The organism is Streptomyces sp. DSM 40868 (genome assembly GCF_011820545.1).
Classification (GTDB): Bacteria; Actinomycetota; Actinomycetes; order Streptomycetales; family Streptomycetaceae; genus Streptomyces; species Streptomyces eurythermus.
The window spans coordinates 8,283,336-8,302,597 of record NZ_CP050504.1; the positions used below are offsets into that span (position 1 = coordinate 8,283,336).

The window sequence follows — 19,262 nt, forward strand, 5'->3', positions numbered from 1 at the left end:
CACCGGGCCGCACGGTGGCGTGAATTCCCCCGGCAGCGCGTCCGGCCGGCGGCTGTTGACGGGGGCCGCGACTCGTGCCGTACACCGGCCGATGAGTTTTCGCGTGCTCCACGGTCAAAGATCGTGAACCATGTGCGACGGCTGTCACCATCGTCAGCCGCGACAACCGATGACGACATACCGAGGAACCCACATGCGCACCCTGATCAGCACCGCCTTCGTCTCGCTCGACGGTGTGGTGGAGGCCCCGGGCGGCGAGCCCGGCTACCGGAACTCCGGCTGGACCTTCAAGGACGTCGAGTTCCTGCCCGAAGCCTTCGAGATCAAGGGCCGGGAGCAGCGGCAGGCCACCGCGATGCTGCTGGGCCGGGTCAGCTACCAGGCGTTCAGCCCGGTGTGGCCCGCCATGGCGGAGTTCGCGGAGTACAAGGAGATGCCGAAGTACGTCGTGTCCACCACCCTCACCGAGGCCGGCCTGGTGGCGGACTGGGGCGACACGACGATCCTGCGCTCCCTCGACGAGGTCGCCGCGCTCAAGGCCACCGAGGGCGGTCCGATCATCGTCCACGGCAGTGCCGCCCTGAACCGGAGCCTTTCGGACGCCGGCCTCATCGACCGTTACCACCTGCTCGTCTTCCCGCTCCTGCTCGGCGCGGGCAAGCGGCTGTTCAGCGCCACGGACAAGGACGCCCAGAAGCTGAAGCTGGTCGAGCACGAGACCTACGCCAACGGCATCCAGAAGAACGTCTTCGACGTCGTACGCTGACCCGCACCCCTGCGACTACCCGGCCCCGGCGGAGCCCGCTCCGGCGCCGCCCGCCGCATCACCCGGACAGCGCAGCGCCCCGTCGCAGCACGCCGACTGCGTGATTTTCAGCAGGGCGCAGCCGCGCCACCCGCCCCCGGCACATTCCCGTGTGGATGCTCGGCGTATGTCTCACCACCTCAGCGGCCCCGACCTCCGCTCGCCCATGGACGACGCCCGGCTCGACCTGACCGACCTGTTCGTCTTCACCGTGCCCGGCGACCGGACCGTGCTGATCATGAACGTGAACCCGGTCGCACCGACCGGTGGCCAGGCCTTCCACCCGGACGCGGTCTACCGCATCGATGTGGACACCGACGGGGATCACCGGGCCGACGTGGCGTTCAGCTTCGTGTTCTCCCCGCCGGAGGACGGGCGGCAGACCGTCACCGTCCACCGGGCGGAGGGCGACCAGGCGCGGGAGCCCGAGGCCGCCGGGCGGACGCTCTTCACCGACGTGCCCGTGAGCCTCGGTACCGAGGCCCGGGTGGCCGAGTCCGGGCCGTACACCTTCTTCGCCGGGTTCCGCAGCGACCCGTTCTTCGCCGACCTGGACGGCATCGTCAAGAAGTTCCAGTGGACCGGCGTGGACTGGGGTGCCGACAAGAACGTCTTCGGCATCGTGCTGGAGATGCCGCACACGGAACTGGGCACGGGCCCCGTGATCGGGGTGTGGGCACGGGTGAGCGTGCGCCAGGACGGACGGCTGAAGTCCGTCGACCGCGGCGCCCACCCCTCTCTGACCGCCTACTTCAACGCCGACGACGTCAAGGACGCCTACAACGCGGGCGAGCCCGCCGACGACTGGGACACCTACCGCGCCCCCTGGGTGGCGGTGCTCCAGCACTTCGGCGGCTACGACGAGCAGTCGGCCGAGCAGGCCCTGCGCACGGTGCTGCCGGACATCCTGCGTTTCGACCGCGGCAAACCCACCGCCTACCCCAACGGCCGTACCCTCACCGACGACGTCACCTCCGCCCGGCTGGCCATGCTCACCGCGGGCAAGGTCACCACCGACCACATCGGTCCCCACACCGATCTGCTCCCCGGTTTCCCCTACCTCGGCGTCCCCCACACCGGCTGACGGACGGAGGTCCGGCTCTGTCCTGTGGTGCCTCCGGCGTACCACTCGCGGGTGCATACGGGCAAAAGTGTCGATACCGTCGGATTCACGGACCAGCAGGCCCCAGAGGCCGCCTGGCGGTCGGCCATGGCCCGTTCGACGCGTGGACGGCACGGCCCGGCTGCCGGGCCAGTCAGGGAGACAGGCATGAGCCGAGCCAAGCGCAGGCCCAGCAGCACCTTCCACGGACGGACGACACCCGGGCAGGACGGCGGCTCCGGCCCCTCCGCGAACACCGGGCCGACCGGACGCCGGCGCGCGGTGCCGCCAGACGGGACCGACGGGGGGCCGATACCCGACGGGGAGTCCGTACCGCCGGAGCGGCCCGGCCTCCCCGAGGGCGCGAGCACGGCCCCGGAGCACCTTGTCCCTGCCGGTCCTGCCGGTTCTGCCAGTTCTACAGAATCTGCCGGTTCCGCCGGTCCCTCCGGATCCCCGCAGACGCCCGGGCCGCCGAGTCCGCCGAGTCCGCCTCCTGCCCCCGGAGTCGCCGCCGGTGCCGGTCGGTCCGGGCCGGTGTCCGGTCCCTGGAGCCGGCGGGTGTCCGGCGGTGGGGCGCCCGTGTCGGGCCGGCGGCCGATACGGCTGCGTCTGTCGGAGGCCGATCCCTGGTCGGTGATGGTGACGAGCTTCCTCCTGCTGGCCGGGCTCGGTGTGCTCGTGGTCGCCACGGCGGGCGTGTCCTGGATCATGCTGAACGCCATGGCGCCGGACGTCCTGCCCGCGTTCAGCACCTTCCTGGCCGTCGCGGTCGGAGTCGTCACCGTGGAAGTCGTCCTCGGCACCGGCCTGGTGACGCTGGGCGCCTTCCTCTACAACCTGTCGGCGCAGTACAGCGGCGGCGTCGAGATAGCCGTGACCGAGGCCCTGACCGGACCGCCCCCGGCCCATGTGCGGACCGTGCTGCTCATGGCCAGGGCCCGCCGCCGTCTGCGTACACGGATCCCGGCTCGGACACAGAGCGATCGCCGTACGGACTAGATCGGACCGATTGTCGTACGGGCTGGCTCGTCGTGCGGCCTGAACGACGGGGCGGTAGCCGGCCCGGCGCGGGAGCGTTCAGTCGCGGAGCAGTGCCAGGGCCTCGTTCAGGTTGTGCTCGGCGATGCCCGCCATCGCCGCCCGGTCGGGGAAGTGCCCGTCGAGCAGGCGCAGCGGTCCCGCCGTCAGGGAGAGCCGCTGGGCCAGCAGGTACAGCGCGAGCCGGTCCTCGTCCAGTCCGTCCACCGCCAGCGGTCCGTACGCCTCGCGCAGGCGGAGGCGCAGGAAGACGTGCTCCCACTCGACGTCGAAGTACATCGTGCCCTCGACATCGATCAGCACGGGGTTCCCGTCGGCGTCCACCAGGACGTGATCGGGGCCCAGTTCACCGTGCACGACGGCGTACTCCGCGCGGGGCCGCACCGCGCCCGCCAGACGCAGCAGCCGCTCGGCCAGCCGGTCGCGGGCCGCCGCGACCCGAGGGTCGCGCGACGCCGCCTCGGCGAGGTCCCGCAGCGCGCGGGCCAGGACGACCTCCTCGCACGACGACCCGCGCGAGATACCGCCCTGGTCGACCACGGTCACCTTGCCGTACGCCGGTGCGCGATGCCGGCGCATCGCCTCCAGCGCCTCGGCGAGCCGGGCCATGACCGGTGCCGCCGCACAAGGGTCCCGGGCGAGCAACTGCTCCAGCGTCTCGCCCGGCAGGTCCTCTACGACGGCCAGGCCGGCCGAACCGTCGCCGGCGCCGCGGTCGATCAGGCGGATCGCCGGGACACGGACGCCGAGCGCGGTCAGCCGCGCGTGCGCGGCCTCGAACAGGTCGAGCCCGAGCCCCGGCGAGAACGGGTCGGTGAGGTCGTGGTCGCCCTCGGCCTCCGGCCAGTAGTTCTCGGCGTCGTCCCACAGGTAGGCGATCGCGGTCGTCGCGTCGTCCATCACCAGGCGGTACACGCCCTTCTTGCTGCCGCCCGTGACCCGTTCGACTCCCGCCAGCCGCAGCCCGCCGCCCAGCGCGGCCCGCGCCGCCTTTGCCAACCGCTCCCGCGTGAGCACCGTCAACGTCACGTGACCGACCGCCTCTCCTCCAGCACGACCCGCGCACCTTACGCGGCCACGGCCCCCGGCGGCCAGAAGGAACCCGGCCCGGGGCTTTCCCCGGGCCGGCCCGGGGCCGGTGGGTAGAGTCGGGGCATGTATCCGGTCAACCGATCCAGCACCCGCCTGGCCCTCCGGGAACTGAGCACCGAGGACGTGACCGCGGTGCTGGCCGTCTACGGCAGCCCGGAGGCGACGGAACACCTGTCGTTCGAGCCGCGCAGCCGGGAACAGGTCGACCGGATCGTGGCGCGGTCCATCGCCGCAGCCGGTGAGACACCGCGCGCGGAATACGCGCTCGCCGTCATCGAGCGGGCGACGTCCGAACTCGTCGGCTTCGCACGGCTGGCCCTCGATCCTCATCAACAGCGGGGCGCCACCATGGGCTTCGCACTGCGCCCACGTTCCTGGGGTGCCGGCTACGGCGTCGAGACGGTGCGGCTGCTGCTCGGCTTCGGCTTCGAGGACCTGCGCCTGCACCGGATCTGGGGCGCGCGGTCTCCGCGGAACGAGGCGTCCGCCCGCACCATGGCGGCCGCCTGCATGGTCGAAGAGGGCGTCATCCGGGAGCACGTCCTGAAGGGCGGAGTGTGGAGGGACTCCGTGGTGCACGCCATCCTCGACCGGGAATGGCATGCCGCGATGAGGAGCCGCGCTGCCGGTGGCTGAGGTCCGCCCCTTCACACACAGGAGAGCGAGGCGCGGCGGTAGGGTGAAGGCCCGTGACAGAACACGCAGCCCAGCACAGCCTCCATCCGCTCCCCTCACGCCCGCTCCGCATCGCCGCCGCACAGGCGCAGGCCGAGGCCGGCGATGTCGAGGCCAACGTGGCCACCGTGGCGGCCATGGTCCAGGACGCCGCCCGGGCCGGGGCCCGCCTCGTGGTCTTCCCGGAGAAGTTGTCCGGTTAGGGGCGCGGACCTGCGGTGATTCCTCCATTCCCACTGCTGGCCAGGGGAGTTGTGTCTTTCAGCGTCTTTCACGGGCGTGCCGTCTTGTGTGGTCGATTCTCCCCACGCGCTCCCCAGCGACGCGGATACTCCCCAGATTCTCCCCAGGGAATCCGTCGCCGAGACCAGTTCCCGGTGGCAGCGTGTTCCCGGCCCATCAATTCGGTGGACACGCTGAGTGACTGATGCGGGCTGGCCGTTTGGGGCAGCCAATGTGGTCTGGTGTCGCCCTGCGTGGTGGCCCTTCCACGGCGGAACACCTCCGGGTCGGCGGGGAGGACACGTACACGATCGACGGTGACGACGGCGCCAGCGGAACACCCCCGCGTCGGCGGGGAGGACTCGACGGAGAGCGCGCGCTGGAGGTTCTCGTACGGAACACCCCCGCGTCGGCGGGGAGGACGTCGGCTCGTCCTCGGGCTCCTCGTCCTGGTCCGGAACACCCCCGCGTCGGCGGGGAGGACGGAGACCACGAAGTGGCTGCACGCCGCCCCCTCGGAACACCCCCGCGTCGGCGGGGAGGACTCGAACGCGGTCGCCACCCGCCCGACCGCGGTCGGAACACCCCCGCGTCGGCGGGGAGGACCGCCGTCATTGTCGGCCTGGTGCCCGGGCCGGCGGAACACCCCCGCGTCGGCGGGGAGGACGATGTCCTCTCGGATCAGGCGGCCAGCAGGTGCGGAACACCCCCGCGTCGGCGGGGAGGACCGTTTCCTAGGCGCACTAGGGCGTGTATCGAAAGTGGATCTTCACCGTGCGATGATCTTGGGCCATGGCACGGGGAGATCTGACGGACGCGCAATGGGCGGTGTTGGAACCGCTGTTGCCGAGGGGCAAGAGGCCTGGACGGCCGCCGATGTGGGCCAGGCGGCAGTTGATCGACGGGATACGGTTCCGGGTTCGCACCGGCATCCCGTGGCGGGACCTCCCCGCCGAGTACGGACCGTGGGGTCGGGCGTACGACCTGTTCCGCCGGTGGCAGCGGGACGGCACCTGGTTTCGGATCTTCACCGCGCTGCAGGCCCAGGCCGACGCGAAACAGCTGATCACTTGGGACATCAACGTCGACTCCACGGTGTGCCGGGCCCACCAGCACGGCGCCGGGGCGAGGAAAAAGGGGGAACTGCAGAAGGAACCGCCCGGCGGCGTCACCGTCGAGCCGGACGACCATGGGCTCGGGCGCTCGCGTGGCGGCCTGACCACGAAGCTGCACCTGGCTGTCGAGCAGGGCCAGAAGCCCATGTCTATCGTGATCACGGCCGGGCAACGGGGCGATTCCCCACAGTTCGAGCCTGTCCTGAACAAGGTCCGTGTCCCGCGTCTTGGGCCGGGCAGGCCGCGCACCCGGCCAGATCGCGTGCGCGCCGACAAGGCGTACGCCTCCCGGAAGAACCGCGCTTACCTGCGGCGGCGCGGGATCCGCTGCACCATCCCGGACAAGGTCGACCAGGCCCGCAACCGCAAGAAACGCGGCTCGCGCGGTGGTCGGCCGCCGCAGTTCGACCCGCAGGACTACAAGGCTCGGCACGCGGTCGAGTGCGGCATCAATCGTCTCAAAAGGCACCGGGCCGTGGCCACGCGATACGACAAGCTCGCGGTCCGCTACGAGGCGACCGTCCTCGTCGCGGCCATCAACGAGTGACTGTGATCAGGGCAGTTGATACAACGCTGGCAAGGGTCCCCAAGCATGGATCTGCGGTCACGCCCCGGCTATGTCGAGGAGGACCTGCGCCAGTTCGCGCGGCTTGGAGAACATCGGCCAGTGGCCGGTGTCCATCTCGATCAGCCGCCAGTGCCCACTGGTCAGCAGCTTGGCTACGTCGTCGCTCGGCTCGGGGTCACCGAGCGTGCACTTGATATAAGTCGCCGGGAGGTCGCCAAGCGGCCTTTCCAGCACTGCGGGTTCGGTCAGCGTGGCACCCGGGTGCGGCGTCGCACCGCCCACGATCCGTGCGATCTGCTCATCGGTGAGACCGTGGCCCTCGAAGTGGGCCGCGGGCGCGACCGGCCAGAATCCTCCGTTCTCGGCGATCGATGCCCTCACCATCGCCCCGCCGTCCGGCCAGGCGGAGACGAACGGTTCACCATCGGCCGGAACACTGGAGTCAAGGAAGACCACGTGCGCTAGCCGGTCGCCGACCCGCCCGGCGGCCTGACCGCTCGGGACACCCGAGTAGCTGTGACCTACCAGAATGACTTCACGCAGGTCCTGGCGCTCGACCTCATCAACGATGTCCTGTACGTGGGTCTGCTGACCAGCCGGCACACCTTGCTTCTCAGCGAGACCGGACAGCGTCAGCGGGTGGACGCCATGGCCGGCCGCACGCAGATGCGGCACCACATCGTCCCACGCCCACGATCCAAGTCGCGCACCTGCAATTAGCACAAAGTTCGCCATGGCCGCACCGTAGCGGAGCGGCCCGACGACCGCTCCGGAAATACTTTCGATACACGCCCTAGCAAGGACCCAACGCGGAACACCCCCGCGTCGGCGGGGAGGACCCGTTCCACCGCTTCTTGATCGTCTCTAGTTCCGGAACACCCCCGCGTCGGTGGGGAGGACGACCACCTCCACCAGGCCGGCGCCGACACCCGCGGAACACCCCCGCGTCGGCGGGGAGGACGCCGCCGCCTCCAAGGCATCCATCCTCGGCGACGGAACACCCCCGCGTCGGCGGGGAGGACGGCGTGGCCGGGACCGGGCGCGGGCGGACCCGCGGAACACCCCCGCGTCGGCGGGGAGGAGGGTGCCGGGGGAGCGGTGGAGGAGTTGGTCGACGGAACACCCCCGCGTCGGCGGGGAGGACGTGGAGCCGTGGCAGCCGACCGGCTGCGCCTGCGGAACACCCCCGCGTCGGCGGGGAGGACTACCCCGGATCAGGTTGCACGTGCCTGCCGGACGGAACACCCCCGCGTCGGCGGGGAGGACTGCGTCCCGACCGGCGCCACGACCGCGTAGGTCGGAACACCCCCGCGTCGGCGGGGAGGACTCAATCTAACGGCCCCTCAGCAGGACATACGGCGGAACACCCCCGCGTCGGCGGGGAGGACCTGTCCCACCCTCGGATCGTCACCGTCCACGACGGAACACCCCCGCGTCGGCGGGGAGGACGAGACGGTCCGCGATCTCCCCGTCCGCATACCCGGAACACCCCCGCGTCGGCGGGGAGGACCGCCCGAACGGCCGCGCTGCGGTCCGCCTGGACGGAACACCCCCGCGTCGGCGGGGAGGACGGGCACGCCCCCGGCCGACGGCCCAGGTGAGCAGGAACACCCCCGCGTCGGCGGGGAGGACGAAGTCGTCCTCAGTCGACCTCGAGGCGCGGACGGAACACCCCCGCGTCGGCGGGGAGGACCTGGAGGCGAGAGTCCAGCCCCCGGCGACACGCGGAACACCCCCGCGTCGGCGGGGAGGACCGTGACGGTCAGACTGTAGGCGTCGAGAAAGGCGGAACACCCCCGCGTCGGCGGGGAGGACGTCAACGCGGCGGCGGGCATGCCGATGTCGATCGGAACACCCCCGCGTCGGCGGGGAGGACGGACCGGAGGAAGTAGCCGCCGTGCCCACCGCCGGAACACCCCCGCGTCGGCGGGGAGGACGGTTCCGACGACGATGGGCAGGATGACGCCGACGGAACACCCCCGCGTCGGCGGGGAGGACCCTTTCTGACCTGGCACTTAAAGGGGGCTTTGCCTGTTCTTTGCTTTCAGGGGAGCGCCGTGTCGGGGCGGGTAGGGATGCATGTTGTCAGCTTACCGAGGCGGGGGAAGGTAGGGCTGTCAGTGGGGGGTGGTTGAATGCCGGCTTCAGTGCTGGGACGGCATTTGCTGGCTGGGGTGAGAGGGCGATGATGGCGAAGAAGTGGGATGCGCCGGATGAGTCAGTGTGGGGGAAGTCGAGGGGCTTAAGTCCGGGGCTGCCGCCGTATCCGCTGATCCGGCACCTGTTGGACGCTGCCGCGATGGCGCTGCACCTGTGGGATGCCTACCTGTCCGAAAACCAACGGGCGAGGATTGCCGACGGGATGGGGTTGGCGGGTGAGTTGGAGCGTGCGAGAAACGTCGTGGGGCTGTGTGCTGGTCTGCATGACATCGGGAAGCTGTCAGGTTTCCAGTTCTGTTCCTTGCACGGTAGCCAGTACCTCAGCGCTGAGCTGGGCGACAGTCGTAGGGAGATGACCGCAGACCGGTTCGGACATGACGTGGCCGGTCTGCAGGTCGTACAGGAAGTGCTGGCGGATCTGGGCTTTGCCGCTGATGCAGAGTTGAAGGTCGCAGAGCGGCTGGCCGAGATCGTCGGTGGTCATCATGGGCGTTATCACCGTGTTGAGAACAGCGTCGCTCCGGCGTTTCTCGGCGGGCCCGCCTGGGCGCGGCAGCGGACTGCGCACGCAGCTGCGGTGCACGAGTTGCTGGGAGCGCCGGAAGTTCCGGGTGTGTTCAAGGCGCCGGCCGCAGTGCTTGTGACGGGTGTGGTCATTCTTGCGGACTGGCTGGTCAGCCAGGAGGACTACCTCCGAGGGCGGCAGCAGAGGCTTGAGCCGGTGCTGACGGATCATTTCGAGCGCTCCCTCAAGGATGCTCCGGGTCTGCTGGTTGTGGCCGGGCTGGCCCGGGTGCGGTTGCAGCGCAAGGGGTTCTCGGAGGCGTACGGGATTCAGGGTGCGCCGAATCCGCTCCAGCTGTCCGTGATGGAGGAGTTGCGGCAGGCGGTGGGTGAGGGACGTCGTGGCGGCATCGTCCTCGTTACTGCGGCGCCGGGGGATGGAAAGAGCGAGACGGCTCTGGAGGCCGAACGCGTTCTGTCGGAGCGCTTCGGTACGCGGGGGTACGCGTTTTTGCTGCCTACGATGGCCACCAGCGACCAGATGTACGGGCGGGTTGCGAAGGCGTTGCTGCGCCAGGCGGGCGAGAACGCCGGGCTGACGCTGGTCCACAGTATGGCCTGGTTGAACAGCGCCTACGCTGACGACGACTTGGAGACGCAGGGTGTCCTTACCTGTGACGGTGACGAGGTGGGAGAAAGAAGGCTGCGGGCGGAGGCCGATATGCGGCCGCAGCGGTGGCTGCGCGGGTCCAAGCGTCCGCTGCTCGCGCAGTTTTCGGTCGGCACGGTCGACCAGGCCCTGATGGCGGTGCTGCCGGTGCGGCACAACGCGCTGCGGTTGCTGGCGCTGTCGGGGAAGACGTTTATCGTGGATGAGGCCCACGCCTATGACCCGTACATGCAGGTGCTGTTGGGCCGGTTGCTGAACTGGCTCGGGGCGTACGGTGTTCCGGTCGTTCTGTTGTCGGCGACGATGCCCGCGTCTGTCAGCGACCGGCTGATCAAGGAGTATCTGCAGGGCGCCGGCCACAAAAAGCGCGAGCTGAGCAGGCGCTCGTTCAACGCGCCTTATCCCGGATGGCTGTATGTGGATGGGGAGAGCGGCCGGGAGACGTCGATCTCGTGTGCCCGCCGGCATGAGCAAATGCATGCGCGGAGTATGGAACTCGACATCGCTGTGGAACCGGTCGTCCACGGCCGTGGTGGTGGTAGCCAGGCGCGCCTGGCGGTGATGGAGCGGGTGCTGAAGCCCGTGAGTGAGGGGGAGGGCGGCACCGCCCTGGTGGTGTGCAACACCGTAGGGGATGCGCAGGACACCTACCTGCAGTTGCGCCAGCGGTTCGACCAGCGCTCCCACGAGGAGGGTGGGACCGTGCAACTGCTGCACGCCCGTTTCCCCGGCGACGTGCGCGAGGCCCGTACCCGGGAGGTCACCGAGGGGCTGGGCCGCGAAGGCCCGCGTCCGGTGCGCCGCATCGTTGTCGCCACCCAGGTCGTTGAGCAGTCTCTCGATCTCGACGCGGACATCGTCATCAGCGATCTCGCTCCGCTGTCATTGCTGTTGCAGAGGGCAGGACGGTGCTGGCGGCACGAGAACCACTGGACCGCCCACGGCTATCCGGGTGACCGGGGCCGGCCGGCCTGGGCGAGCGGGCCGCGTCTTGTAGTGCTCGACCCGATCGCGGGCGGCGGGAAGACGCCGGAGCAGTGGGGTGAGGTGTATTCCGAGCATCTCCTCGCCACCACCTCCCGGGCCATCGCCGGGATCGAGGGCGGCACCATCTCTATCCCAGGAGACGTGCAGGAACTGGTCGAAGCTGTTCACGGTGACAACCCGGACTTCGACTGGAACAGTCCGGGCGCCAGCGAGGTGAAAGCCTGGACGGTACACAAGGGCAAGGAGACGGCGGAGCGCAGCATGGCCGGCCTTCTCGCCATTCCGCGTGCGCGCAGCGTTTCCGCCTTGCACGACCTGCACGACTTGCCCGGTGAAGAGGACGAGTGGGAGGTGTCCACCAGACTCGGCGCCGATTCGGTGCGACTGCTGTGTGCCTATGTCCAGGAGGACGGCCGTGTCACCCTGGATGCGGAAGGTGAGCAACCGCTGCCTCAGGCGACCTCGGACGGCAAGATGCCGGTCTCGTCCGTACGGGAAGTGATGCGGCGTACGATTCCGGTCCGCGCCGACTGGCTGAAGGAAGCGGATCCCGGCAGTGTCGCTCGGCCGGAGTCGTGGGCGGAGCATCCGATGCTTGGAGAACTGCGGGTTCTTCGCCAGTTCGTGGAAGGCGGCAGCGGGCGGCCGGTGAAGGTCGGTGCCAAGCTGCTGTGGCTGGACAAGGACCTCGGACTGGTCCGTAAGTGACCCGAGTTCAGTCGGGCACCCCCACATCGGCGGGGACGGCGTGAGGTGGCGTCAACCTCCCTGCCCCTCGACTGAAACACCCCCGCTTCGGCGGGGAGGTGGCCTCCGGAGTGCCGAGGGCCACCTCCGTGGAGGTTACCGGGCAAGGCGGCGGTGGGCCTCCGCGGCTCCGAGCAGCAGGGCGCTACACGATCCGACCGTCACCGGGTCCGGACGCATGCCGATCACGATCACGATGACGGCGACTACGAGCACCCACGGTCCTGCGGCAGTCCACGGGGCGGGAAGGGACGGCTGCATTGGCGCTCCTCAAGTTCGCGCGGAGTCCCTTACCGGACCGGCGTGGGCAGGGTTGTAGTCCACTCCGGCAGGCACGGGCAAGTCGATCTTCACCCTCCCGCTCCCTCCGAACCTCCGTCACCCTCCCTGGCCTTCAACCTTCTGAAGAGGGCCACCTATCCGGGCCGGATGCGCTCTACTGGTGCTCTTCCCGGCGGAAAACGGATCCGCTGTCAGTGGCGGCTGCTTCAATGTCGGGACGCTGAGCGCTGGCCCGCTCGCGTGCTTTGTCACGCCGGCAAGGAGGAGCAGAGGCATTGGAGGATATGGCCGTGAGCGAGGGATACGACCTGAGAGTCGAGCCGTGGATTCCTGTGCGTCTGCTGAACGGAAAATCTGACCGCTTAGGTTTGTGTGAATTGTTCAAGCAGGCTCACGAGATCGGCGACCTGGAGGTTCCGGTGCCGCCGGCGGCGGCGGGCTTGCTGCGGATTCTCGCGCCGATCGCGGCGAGGATCGCCGCTGATGACGGTGACCGGCTCGACGACCCGGACGTTGCGGAGGACATCGGCGACTGGTTCTCTCTGCGAGAGCGCGTGCTGAAGGCCGGAGCGTTCGATCCAGACGCGGTGGACGCCTACTTCGGCCGGGAGGACTTGGCGGGCCGGTTCGACCTGTTCCATCCCGCACGGCCCTTCCTTCAGGACCCCCGGCTGCGCGTGGAGTGCGTCGACCCGAAGGGGGCACCGAACCCGTCCGGTGTGAACAAGCTCGTGATGGGCCGCCCCACGGGAGTCAATGGCGCCGTACTGTTCGGCCACTTCACCGACATCGCGCCCGTTCCGGTACCGGCCGCCGAGGCCGCCTGGCATCTGATCGCGCAGTTGTACTACGGGCCGTCGGGGCAGTGCACGCCCCGCCGGATCACCAGCGAGCGGACGGGCAGCGGTGACGCGGCCCCACTGCGCAAGTCCATCTCCTACTTCCCCTGGGGTCCCGACCTGTTCACCACACTGGTGCTGGCCGTGCCGAGCCCACAGGACGACCTGGACTGGGAGGCGCAGGACGCATGCCCGTGGGAGGAAAATCTCAACGCCCCCCTGGGACCTTTGCCGCCGGTCACGTGGCCGGGACGGATGCTGACCGGCCGGTTCCGTCATGCCGCGCTGCTGGTGCCGTCCGAGGACGGCCGGACGGTGGTCGACGCCTACCTCACGTGGTCGACGCACGAGCCGCCGCAGAAGGTACGTGACCCGTATCAGATCCTCGACCGACGCAAGGACGGAGATTTCCAGCCGCGGGAGGCCGACGGGGCGCGAGCACTGTGGCGGGATCTTGACTCGCTGCTGCTGAAGGACAGCCGGCAGGACGCCCGGCGGCCCCCGGCGCTTGAGCACCTGCCCAGGTCCTTGCTGTCACGGCTGAGGGTGCGTGCCTACGGCTTTGACCAGGACGGCCAGCAGAAGGACAGTGTCTGGTTCCGGGCGACGAGTCCGCAGGTCCTGCAGTGGCAGGAAGAAAACGATGCGGAGATGGCCTATCACGTCAAGCGCTGTCACACCGCTGCGGAGAAGACCGGCGACCGGCTGGACTTCGCCGCGAGGATCGCCTGGAAACTCGCCACCGACACCAACGCGGACCCATCGCCGAAAGCCAAGATCAAACTGGACTCCCGCAAACCTGGCCCCTGGGCTTCTGCCGCACTGACCCGGTACTGGCCGGCCGCGGAGGAAGAGTTCTGGAAGCTCACCAAGTCCGGCCACACCACGGCCCAGGTCGATAGGCCGTTCGTCGACGCGGCCTTGGCCGCGCTCGACGAGGCCATCGGCCACGCCAACCGTGCGGACATCCGGGTGGCACGCGCCCGGCACCGCGCCCGCGGCCTCCTCCTGGCACTGCTGCAGCCGCCGGTGCCCGACTGAACCCGCCCGACTACGCCCACACCGGCGACCGTCGGCGCTTCGTCACCTCACCTCATCACCCGCATCAGGGATGCCTCATGACTGATTCCGTGCCGACGGTGTCCGCACCGACGGCCTCTACAACCGACCGTGTCTCGGACCGGTTTGTCGCCTACGTACACCGTGTGTGTGAGTCGAAACAGGCCCGTGCCGCCCTGCGGCGCGGGCTCGGCCTGCCGGTGGAGCGCTGCAACTACATGCACCGGTACCTGGTGCCGTGGCTGCGCGACCACGACGACCAGCACCATGCCGATGTGCGGCGGGCGTACTACGCGGTGGCCTCACTGATCGCTGCACGTACCCGCTCGGCCCGCGACACCGCACCGGAAGACGGCACGTCCATCTCCTGGTTCGAGCGTCCCAACCTCGGGGCCTCACTCGGCCAGGCCGTCGCCAAAGGCGTCCTGAAGGAAAACTCCGCCGAAAGCGCCCTGCACCTGATGGCCCGCCAGAGCAGCGACGCCGTCCACCCGGGCCTGCCCGCCCTCGTCCGTCAGATCCTCAGCGGCAACATCACGGTCGACTGGGCGGTCCTCCTGGTGGACCTCGCCCGGTGGAACCGCGACCGCGACCGCATCGCCACCCGCTGGCTGGAGAGCTACTTCCGTACCGCCAGCGGCACGACCGACCCCACCCACCTCAATCCCGCCGAGGAGACCGGCCGATGACTCTCTACCTGGACCTGAGCGCCCTGCAGTCGGTGCCCGCCGCCAATCTCAACCGTGACGACCTCGGCTCTCCCAAACAGGTCCGCTACGGCAACGCTCCACGGATCAGGGTCTCCAGCCAGTCCTGGAAGCGCGTCATCCGGCTCGGCGTCGAGCAGGATCTCGGAGAGAAAGCCGCCCGCACCCGTCTGGTGCCGGCGAAGGTGCAGCGCGCCCTGGAGAGCGCCGGCTGGCCCACCGAGCTGGCCGTGTTCGCCGGATCGCAGGTCGCCGCGAGCGCGGGGAAGAAGGGCATCGGCACGGAATCGGCCGGCCACACCTCGGTGCTGCTGTTCCTGCCGGAAGCGGCCATCGACGAACTGGCTGCCGTCTGCGCCGAGCACCGCGAAGCCCTGGAGGCGGCGCAGGGCAAGAAGAAGCCCGGCCAGGTACTGCCGCCCGAGAGGATCGAGGCGATCCTTAAGCGCCGCACCGCCTCCATCGGCCTGCTGGGCCGCATGCTCGCCGAACTCCCGGACGCCAACGTAGACGGCGCGGCCCAGGTCGCCCACGCCTTCACCACGCACGCCGCCGAGCCGCAGCGGGACTACTTCACCGCAGTCGACGACTGGCTGGGCGAGGCCGAGACCGGCAGCGGCCACCTGGACACCGCCGAGTTCAGCGCCGGAGTGTTCTACCGGTACGCCACCGTCAACGTCGCCGACCTGCTGACAAACCTGGAAGGCGACGCCAAGGCCGCCCGGACCGTACTCAGTTCCTTCGCCGAGCACTTCCTGCTCTCCCTCCCGCAGGCCAAGAAGAACAGCACCGCCCCGCACACCGTTCCGGACCTGGCCTACCTCGCCGTGCGCGAACACCGGCCGCTGTCCCTGGCCGCGGCCTTCGAAACACCCGTCAGCAGCGACCGGCAAGGCGGCTTCTCCCAGCCATCCCGCCAGGCCCTGGACGCCTACGCCGGCAACATCAACCGTCTCACCGGCAACCGCAACCGCCGCTTCCACGGCCACACCGTCATCAACCCCGACGAGAAATACACCGGGCTCGGCACCGCCCATGACTCCTTCGAGCAGCTGATCGACGCCGCCGTCGAGGCCGCCGTGCCCGCAGTGCAGGACCAGCAGTGAGCGGGCTCCTGCTGCGCCTGGCCGGCCCCCTGCAGTCCTGGGGTGAACGGTCCGCGTTCACCCCGGTCAGGGACACCGCGCCCTTCCCGACCCGCTCCGCGCTGATCGGAATGTTCGCCGCGGCCGAGGGACACAGCCGCGACCAGGCAGACCTGGACCGATACCGGGACCTGCGGCTCACCGTGCGCGTGGACCGGCCAGGCGTCCGCCTCGTCGACTACCACACCGCCGGCGGCGGATTCCCCAAGGACCGCACCGCGGCCACCAGCGGAGGCAGCAACAAAGGCGCCGCCGTCATCACCCGCCGCCACTACCTGTCCGACGCCGTGTTCGTCGTCGCGGTCACCGCACCACAAGAGACCATCGACCGCCTGGCCGCGGCACTCAGCCGCCCTCACTGGGCGCCCTACCTGGGCCGCCGCTCCTGCGTCCCCGACGAGCCGTTCCTCCTGCGCCACCACGTCGACAACCCCGAGGAAGAACTGCGCACACGCGTGCCGCTCAGCCGCACCCCACCACCGGCACAGGACGCCCACAGCCGGGAAACCGGGACGATCGCCGTCGACTTCCTCCGGGAACAGCCACCGCCCACCAGCAGTTCGTCCGCTCCTGCCCCGGTCGACACGATCGACGTGAACGACGTGCCGGTCAGCTTCGCCCAGCACGGCCGCAGCCACACCGGCCGCCGCCTCTACCGCACCGTGGAAACAGTTCCCCGATCCCTCGCAGGCCCGCCCAAGACCCTGATGCAGCGCCTGATCGACTACGCCCACCGCGAGGAAAGTGCATGAACGACCACCCGGTGATCGCACGCATCCGCCTCAACCCGCACAGTCGCGACGTGCAGCGGGACCTGCGCGACGCCACCGAGATGCACCGCACCGTCATGCGGATGGCCCCTGACGACCTCGGCAACTCTCCCCGATACCAGGCCGGGCTGCTCTACCGGCTGGACGAGACCGACACCTCCAGCGTCCTCCTCGTCCAGGCCGCCAGCCTCGACCCGTCACGCCTGCCCGCCGGCTACGGTCACGCCGAAGTCAAAAGCCTCGCCCCGATGTTCACCGCCTTGCGCAAAGGACTCGGCGTCCGCTACCGCATCCTCCTCAACCCGACCAAACGGGAGAGACTCTCCCTGGAGGAAAAAGGGCAGCGGGGACGGATCGTTGCGCTCTCCGGCGCCGACGCCGACCAGTGGTGGCTGCGCCGGGCCGCCGAAGCCGGACTCGACATCCACGTTCTGACCCCCACCAGCATGGAGCCGGCCCGCCCCCGCAACCGAGAAGCCGACCGCATGCGGCACAGCCTCCTCCGCTACGACGGCACCGCCACCGTCACAGACCCCGACGCCCTGCGAGACGCCGTTCTCCACGGCATCGGACGCGGCAAACCCTACGGCGCCGGCCTGCTCACCCTCGCACCCGCGAGGACCACATGAGCGCGCCGCGACGCGCTGGCGACGCGCGCAGACGCCTCGCCGCCCCCACCCTGGCCATGCTCCCTCGCGTCGCGGACTCCCTGTCCTTCCTCTACCTGGACATGGTTCGCGTGGTACAGGACGACACCGGTGTGTGCGCGCAGATCAAGACCGACGAAAACCGCACCGACCTCGTCTACATCCCCACCGCCGCCCTGTCCTGCCTCCTCCTCGGCCCAGGCGTCTCCATCACCACCCCAGCACTGACCACCCTCGCCCGTCACGGCACCAGCGTCGTCTGCGTCGGAGCCGGCGGCATCCGCGCCTACGCCGGCATCCTCCCGGACTCCCTCACCACCCACTGGCTCGAGCAACAGGTCGCGACGTGGGCCGACCCGGCCAAGCGCCTTGAGATCGCCGTCCGCATGTATCAAATGCGCTTCAAAGACGCCGACATCCCCGAATCCGTCAACCTGGACAAACTCCGTGGAATGGAAGGCCAGCGCATGAAAGCCTTCTACAAGATCCTCGCGCAGCAGCACGGCATCGGACGCTTCCGACGCAACTACCGCCCCGACCAATGGGACAGCCAGGACCCCGTCAACCTCGCCCTGTCCGCCGCCAACACCTGCTTGTACGGAATCGTCCACGCAGCACTCCTCGCCCTCGGACTCTCCCCGGCCCTCGGCTACGTCCACGCCGGCACACAGCACGCCTTCGTCTACGACATCGCCGACCTCTACAAAGCCGACACCACACTCCCCCTCGCATTCGCCCTCCACAACTCCGACAACCCCGAACAGGAAGCCCGCCGCCGCTTCCGCGAAGACCTTCGACTCCTGCGCCTCCTGCCCCGCATCATCCGCGATGTCCAGTCCCTGCTGACCCCACCCCACACCCACACCGCAGCAACCGACGACGACACCGACGACGAAACCTCCGAACGGCATGACGTGCGCATGGTCCACCTCTGGGACCCCAAAACCGGAGTCCTCCCAGCAGGCGTCAACTACGCCAACGGAGGCCACTGATGCCTTCCATGGTCGTCATCGCCACCACCGCGGTCCCCACCCACCTACGCGGCGCCCTCAGCCGATGGACCAGCGAAGTAGTCCCCGGAATCTTCGTCGGCAGCGTCTCGGCCCGCGTCCGCGACGAACTCTGGCACAACGTCACGCAAGTTGTCGGTGACGGTGCTGCCATCCTCGTCCATCCCGCCGCCACGGAACAGGGCTACGCCATCCGCACCGCAGGAACCCGCCGCCGGACCCCCGTCGACTTCGACGGCCTCACCCTAATCCGCATGACCGCCGCACCCCAGGTAAAGAAAACGCAAACCCCCTCTTAGTGCGCAGGTCAGAAAGGGACCTCCCCGCCGACGCGGGGGTGTTCCGGTGCTCGCTGGGGCTGCCGTCGCCTGGATCATGACCTCCCCGCCGACGCGGGGGTGTTCCGGCGCACACCACCCAGCACCACGTCGCCGACTCGACCTCCCCGCCGACGCGGGGGTGTTCCGTGCCGTTGCGGCACGTCGGCGCCCGCCGTTGCGACCTCCCCGCCGACGCGGGGGTGTTCCGCGGGGCTCTTCGGCGTCCGCCGCCCGGCCGCCGACCTCCCCGCCGACGCGGGGGTGTTCCGGCCATCGAGCGCGCCTTCGGGAAGAAGGCCGCGACCTCCCCGCCGACGCGGGGGTGTTCCGCTCACGATCTGCAACTGAGGCATGACTCCACGGACCTCCCCGCCGACGCGGGGGTGTTCCGGTCTGTTCCTTGGCTGGGCCGATGCTCATGGGGACCTCCCCGCCGACGCGGGGGTGTTCCGGTGTGGAGTCGGCCGTGGCTGAAGCACCAGGCGACCTCCCCGCCGACGCGGGGGTGTTCCGCCGCCATACGCGCCGCCCTCGCCTCCGCCGCCGTCCTCCCCGCCGACGCGGGGGTGTTCCCCCGACGGCGGGTTCCACCCCGACCACGCGGCCGTCCTCCCCGCCGACGCGGGGGTGTTCCGGTTCGCCGGCCGCCCCGGGCCTCCCAACCCGCGTCCTCCCCGCCGACGCGGGGGTGTTCCGTTCGTCGAGGGTGATGCGCTTGCCGGACTGGAGTCCTCCCCGCCCGACGCGGGGGGTGTCCCGCATCCCCGCGATGGCGAGCATGCCCAGGGTCTGGCC

The 19,262-nt window shown here is 69.8% G+C and carries 16 protein-coding genes and 3 CRISPR repeat arrays (1 of these 19 only partly in view); of the genes, 14 read left to right on the forward strand and 2 right to left on the reverse strand.

Going from position 1 to position 19,262, the window contains the following annotated elements; all coding sequences use genetic code 11:
- The first annotated feature begins 193 nt into the window (after positions 1-193).
- From HB370_RS37220 to HB370_RS42225, 3 genes are all read left to right on the forward strand, one after another.
- A complete protein-coding gene (locus HB370_RS37220) occupies positions 194-766 on the forward strand; it encodes a dihydrofolate reductase family protein (protein ID WP_030786905.1) in 573 nt (190 codons plus the stop codon).
- 166 nt (positions 767-932) lie between these two features.
- Positions 933-1,889 (forward strand): DUF4331 family protein, encoded by a 957-nt coding sequence (locus HB370_RS37225; protein ID WP_030786903.1) that lies wholly within the window; start codon positions 933-935, stop codon positions 1,887-1,889.
- 600 nt (positions 1,890-2,489) lie between these two features.
- A complete protein-coding gene (locus HB370_RS42225) occupies positions 2,490-2,909 on the forward strand; it encodes a DUF3566 domain-containing protein (RefSeq protein WP_244405778.1) in 420 nt (139 codons plus the stop codon).
- A 78-nt stretch (positions 2,910-2,987) separates the two neighbouring features.
- Here the strand turns inward: HB370_RS42225 and HB370_RS37235 are convergent, their stop codons facing one another.
- Positions 2,988-3,863, reverse strand: a complete 876-nt coding sequence (locus HB370_RS37235) for a phosphotransferase (RefSeq protein ID WP_244406075.1) — start codon at positions 3,861-3,863, stop codon at positions 2,988-2,990.
- 240 nt (positions 3,864-4,103) lie between these two features.
- Here HB370_RS37235 and HB370_RS37240 point away from each other — a divergent pair, with 240 nt between their 5' ends.
- The 3 genes from HB370_RS37240 to HB370_RS37250 all read left to right on the forward strand — a co-directional run bounded on the left by HB370_RS37240 (position 4,104) and on the right by HB370_RS37250 (position 6,599).
- Entirely contained in the window at positions 4,104-4,676 is a 573-nt protein-coding gene (locus HB370_RS37240; RefSeq protein ID WP_030786897.1) for a GNAT family protein, read from the forward strand.
- Between the two features lie 53 nt (positions 4,677-4,729).
- A complete protein-coding gene (locus tag HB370_RS37245; protein WP_030786894.1) occupies positions 4,730-4,918 on the forward strand; it encodes a nitrilase-related carbon-nitrogen hydrolase in 189 nt (62 codons plus the stop codon).
- Positions 4,919-5,209: 291 nt separating this feature from the next.
- Positions 5,210-5,665: direct repeats of the CRISPR family, unit length 29 nt; unit sequence CGGAACACCCCCGCGTCGGCGGGGAGGAC.
- 64 nt (positions 5,666-5,729) lie between these two features.
- Entirely contained in the window at positions 5,730-6,599 is an 870-nt protein-coding gene (locus tag HB370_RS37250; RefSeq protein ID WP_030786891.1) for an IS5 family transposase, read from the forward strand.
- A gap of 57 nt (positions 6,600-6,656) precedes the next feature.
- Here the strand turns inward: HB370_RS37250 and HB370_RS37255 are convergent, their stop codons facing one another.
- On the reverse strand, positions 6,657-7,355 hold the full coding sequence (locus HB370_RS37255) for an alpha/beta hydrolase (protein ID WP_030786888.1): 699 nt from the start codon (positions 7,353-7,355) through the stop codon (positions 6,657-6,659).
- Positions 7,356-7,430: 75 nt separating this feature from the next.
- Positions 7,431-8,618: a CRISPR direct-repeat array (repeat unit 28 nt; unit sequence CGGAACACCCCCGCGTCGGCGGGGAGGA).
- Positions 8,619-8,805: 187 nt separating this feature from the next.
- Here HB370_RS37255 and cas3 point away from each other — a divergent pair.
- The 8 genes from cas3 to cas2e all read left to right on the forward strand — a co-directional run bounded on the left by cas3 (position 8,806) and on the right by cas2e (position 18,446).
- Positions 8,806-11,649: a CRISPR-associated helicase Cas3' gene (cas3, locus tag HB370_RS37260; RefSeq protein ID WP_244405780.1), complete on the forward strand. Its 2,844-nt coding sequence runs from the start codon at positions 8,806-8,808 to the stop codon at positions 11,647-11,649.
- A gap of 605 nt (positions 11,650-12,254) precedes the next feature.
- Positions 12,255-13,850 (forward strand): type I-E CRISPR-associated protein Cse1/CasA, encoded by a 1,596-nt coding sequence (gene casA / locus HB370_RS37265; protein WP_051815936.1) that lies wholly within the window; start codon positions 12,255-12,257, stop codon positions 13,848-13,850.
- Between the two features lie 164 nt (positions 13,851-14,014).
- Complete coding sequence (gene casB, locus HB370_RS37270) at positions 14,015-14,557, forward strand: type I-E CRISPR-associated protein Cse2/CasB (RefSeq protein WP_030786880.1); 543 nt, start codon at positions 14,015-14,017, stop codon at positions 14,555-14,557.
- Positions 14,554-15,681, forward strand: a complete 1,128-nt coding sequence (gene cas7e / locus HB370_RS37275; protein WP_030786875.1) for a type I-E CRISPR-associated protein Cas7/Cse4/CasC — start codon at positions 14,554-14,556, stop codon at positions 15,679-15,681. Before casB ends, cas7e begins: the two co-directional genes overlap by 4 nt.
- The gene (gene cas5e / locus HB370_RS37280) at positions 15,678-16,472 is read left to right on the forward strand and encodes a type I-E CRISPR-associated protein Cas5/CasD (protein ID WP_030786873.1); all 795 of its coding nucleotides are present in this window, start codon (positions 15,678-15,680) and stop codon (positions 16,470-16,472) included. The genes cas7e and cas5e overlap by 4 nt, the downstream gene beginning before the upstream one ends.
- Positions 16,469-17,119 (forward strand): type I-E CRISPR-associated protein Cas6/Cse3/CasE, encoded by a 651-nt coding sequence (gene cas6e, locus HB370_RS37285; RefSeq protein ID WP_030786870.1) that lies wholly within the window; start codon positions 16,469-16,471, stop codon positions 17,117-17,119. Before cas5e ends, cas6e begins: the two co-directional genes overlap by 4 nt.
- Before the next feature lie 56 nt (positions 17,120-17,175).
- Positions 17,176-18,129 (forward strand): type I-E CRISPR-associated endonuclease Cas1e, encoded by a 954-nt coding sequence (cas1e, locus tag HB370_RS37290; protein ID WP_030786868.1) that lies wholly within the window; start codon positions 17,176-17,178, stop codon positions 18,127-18,129.
- Positions 18,129-18,446 (forward strand): type I-E CRISPR-associated endoribonuclease Cas2e, encoded by a 318-nt coding sequence (gene cas2e, locus HB370_RS37295; RefSeq protein WP_030786865.1) that lies wholly within the window; start codon positions 18,129-18,131, stop codon positions 18,444-18,446. Before cas1e ends, cas2e begins: the two co-directional genes overlap by 1 nt.
- Positions 18,447-18,463: 17 nt before the next feature.
- Positions 18,464-19,262: a CRISPR direct-repeat array (repeat unit 27 nt; unit sequence CCTCCCCGCCGACGCGGGGGTGTTCCG) (it continues 194 nt past the right edge of the window).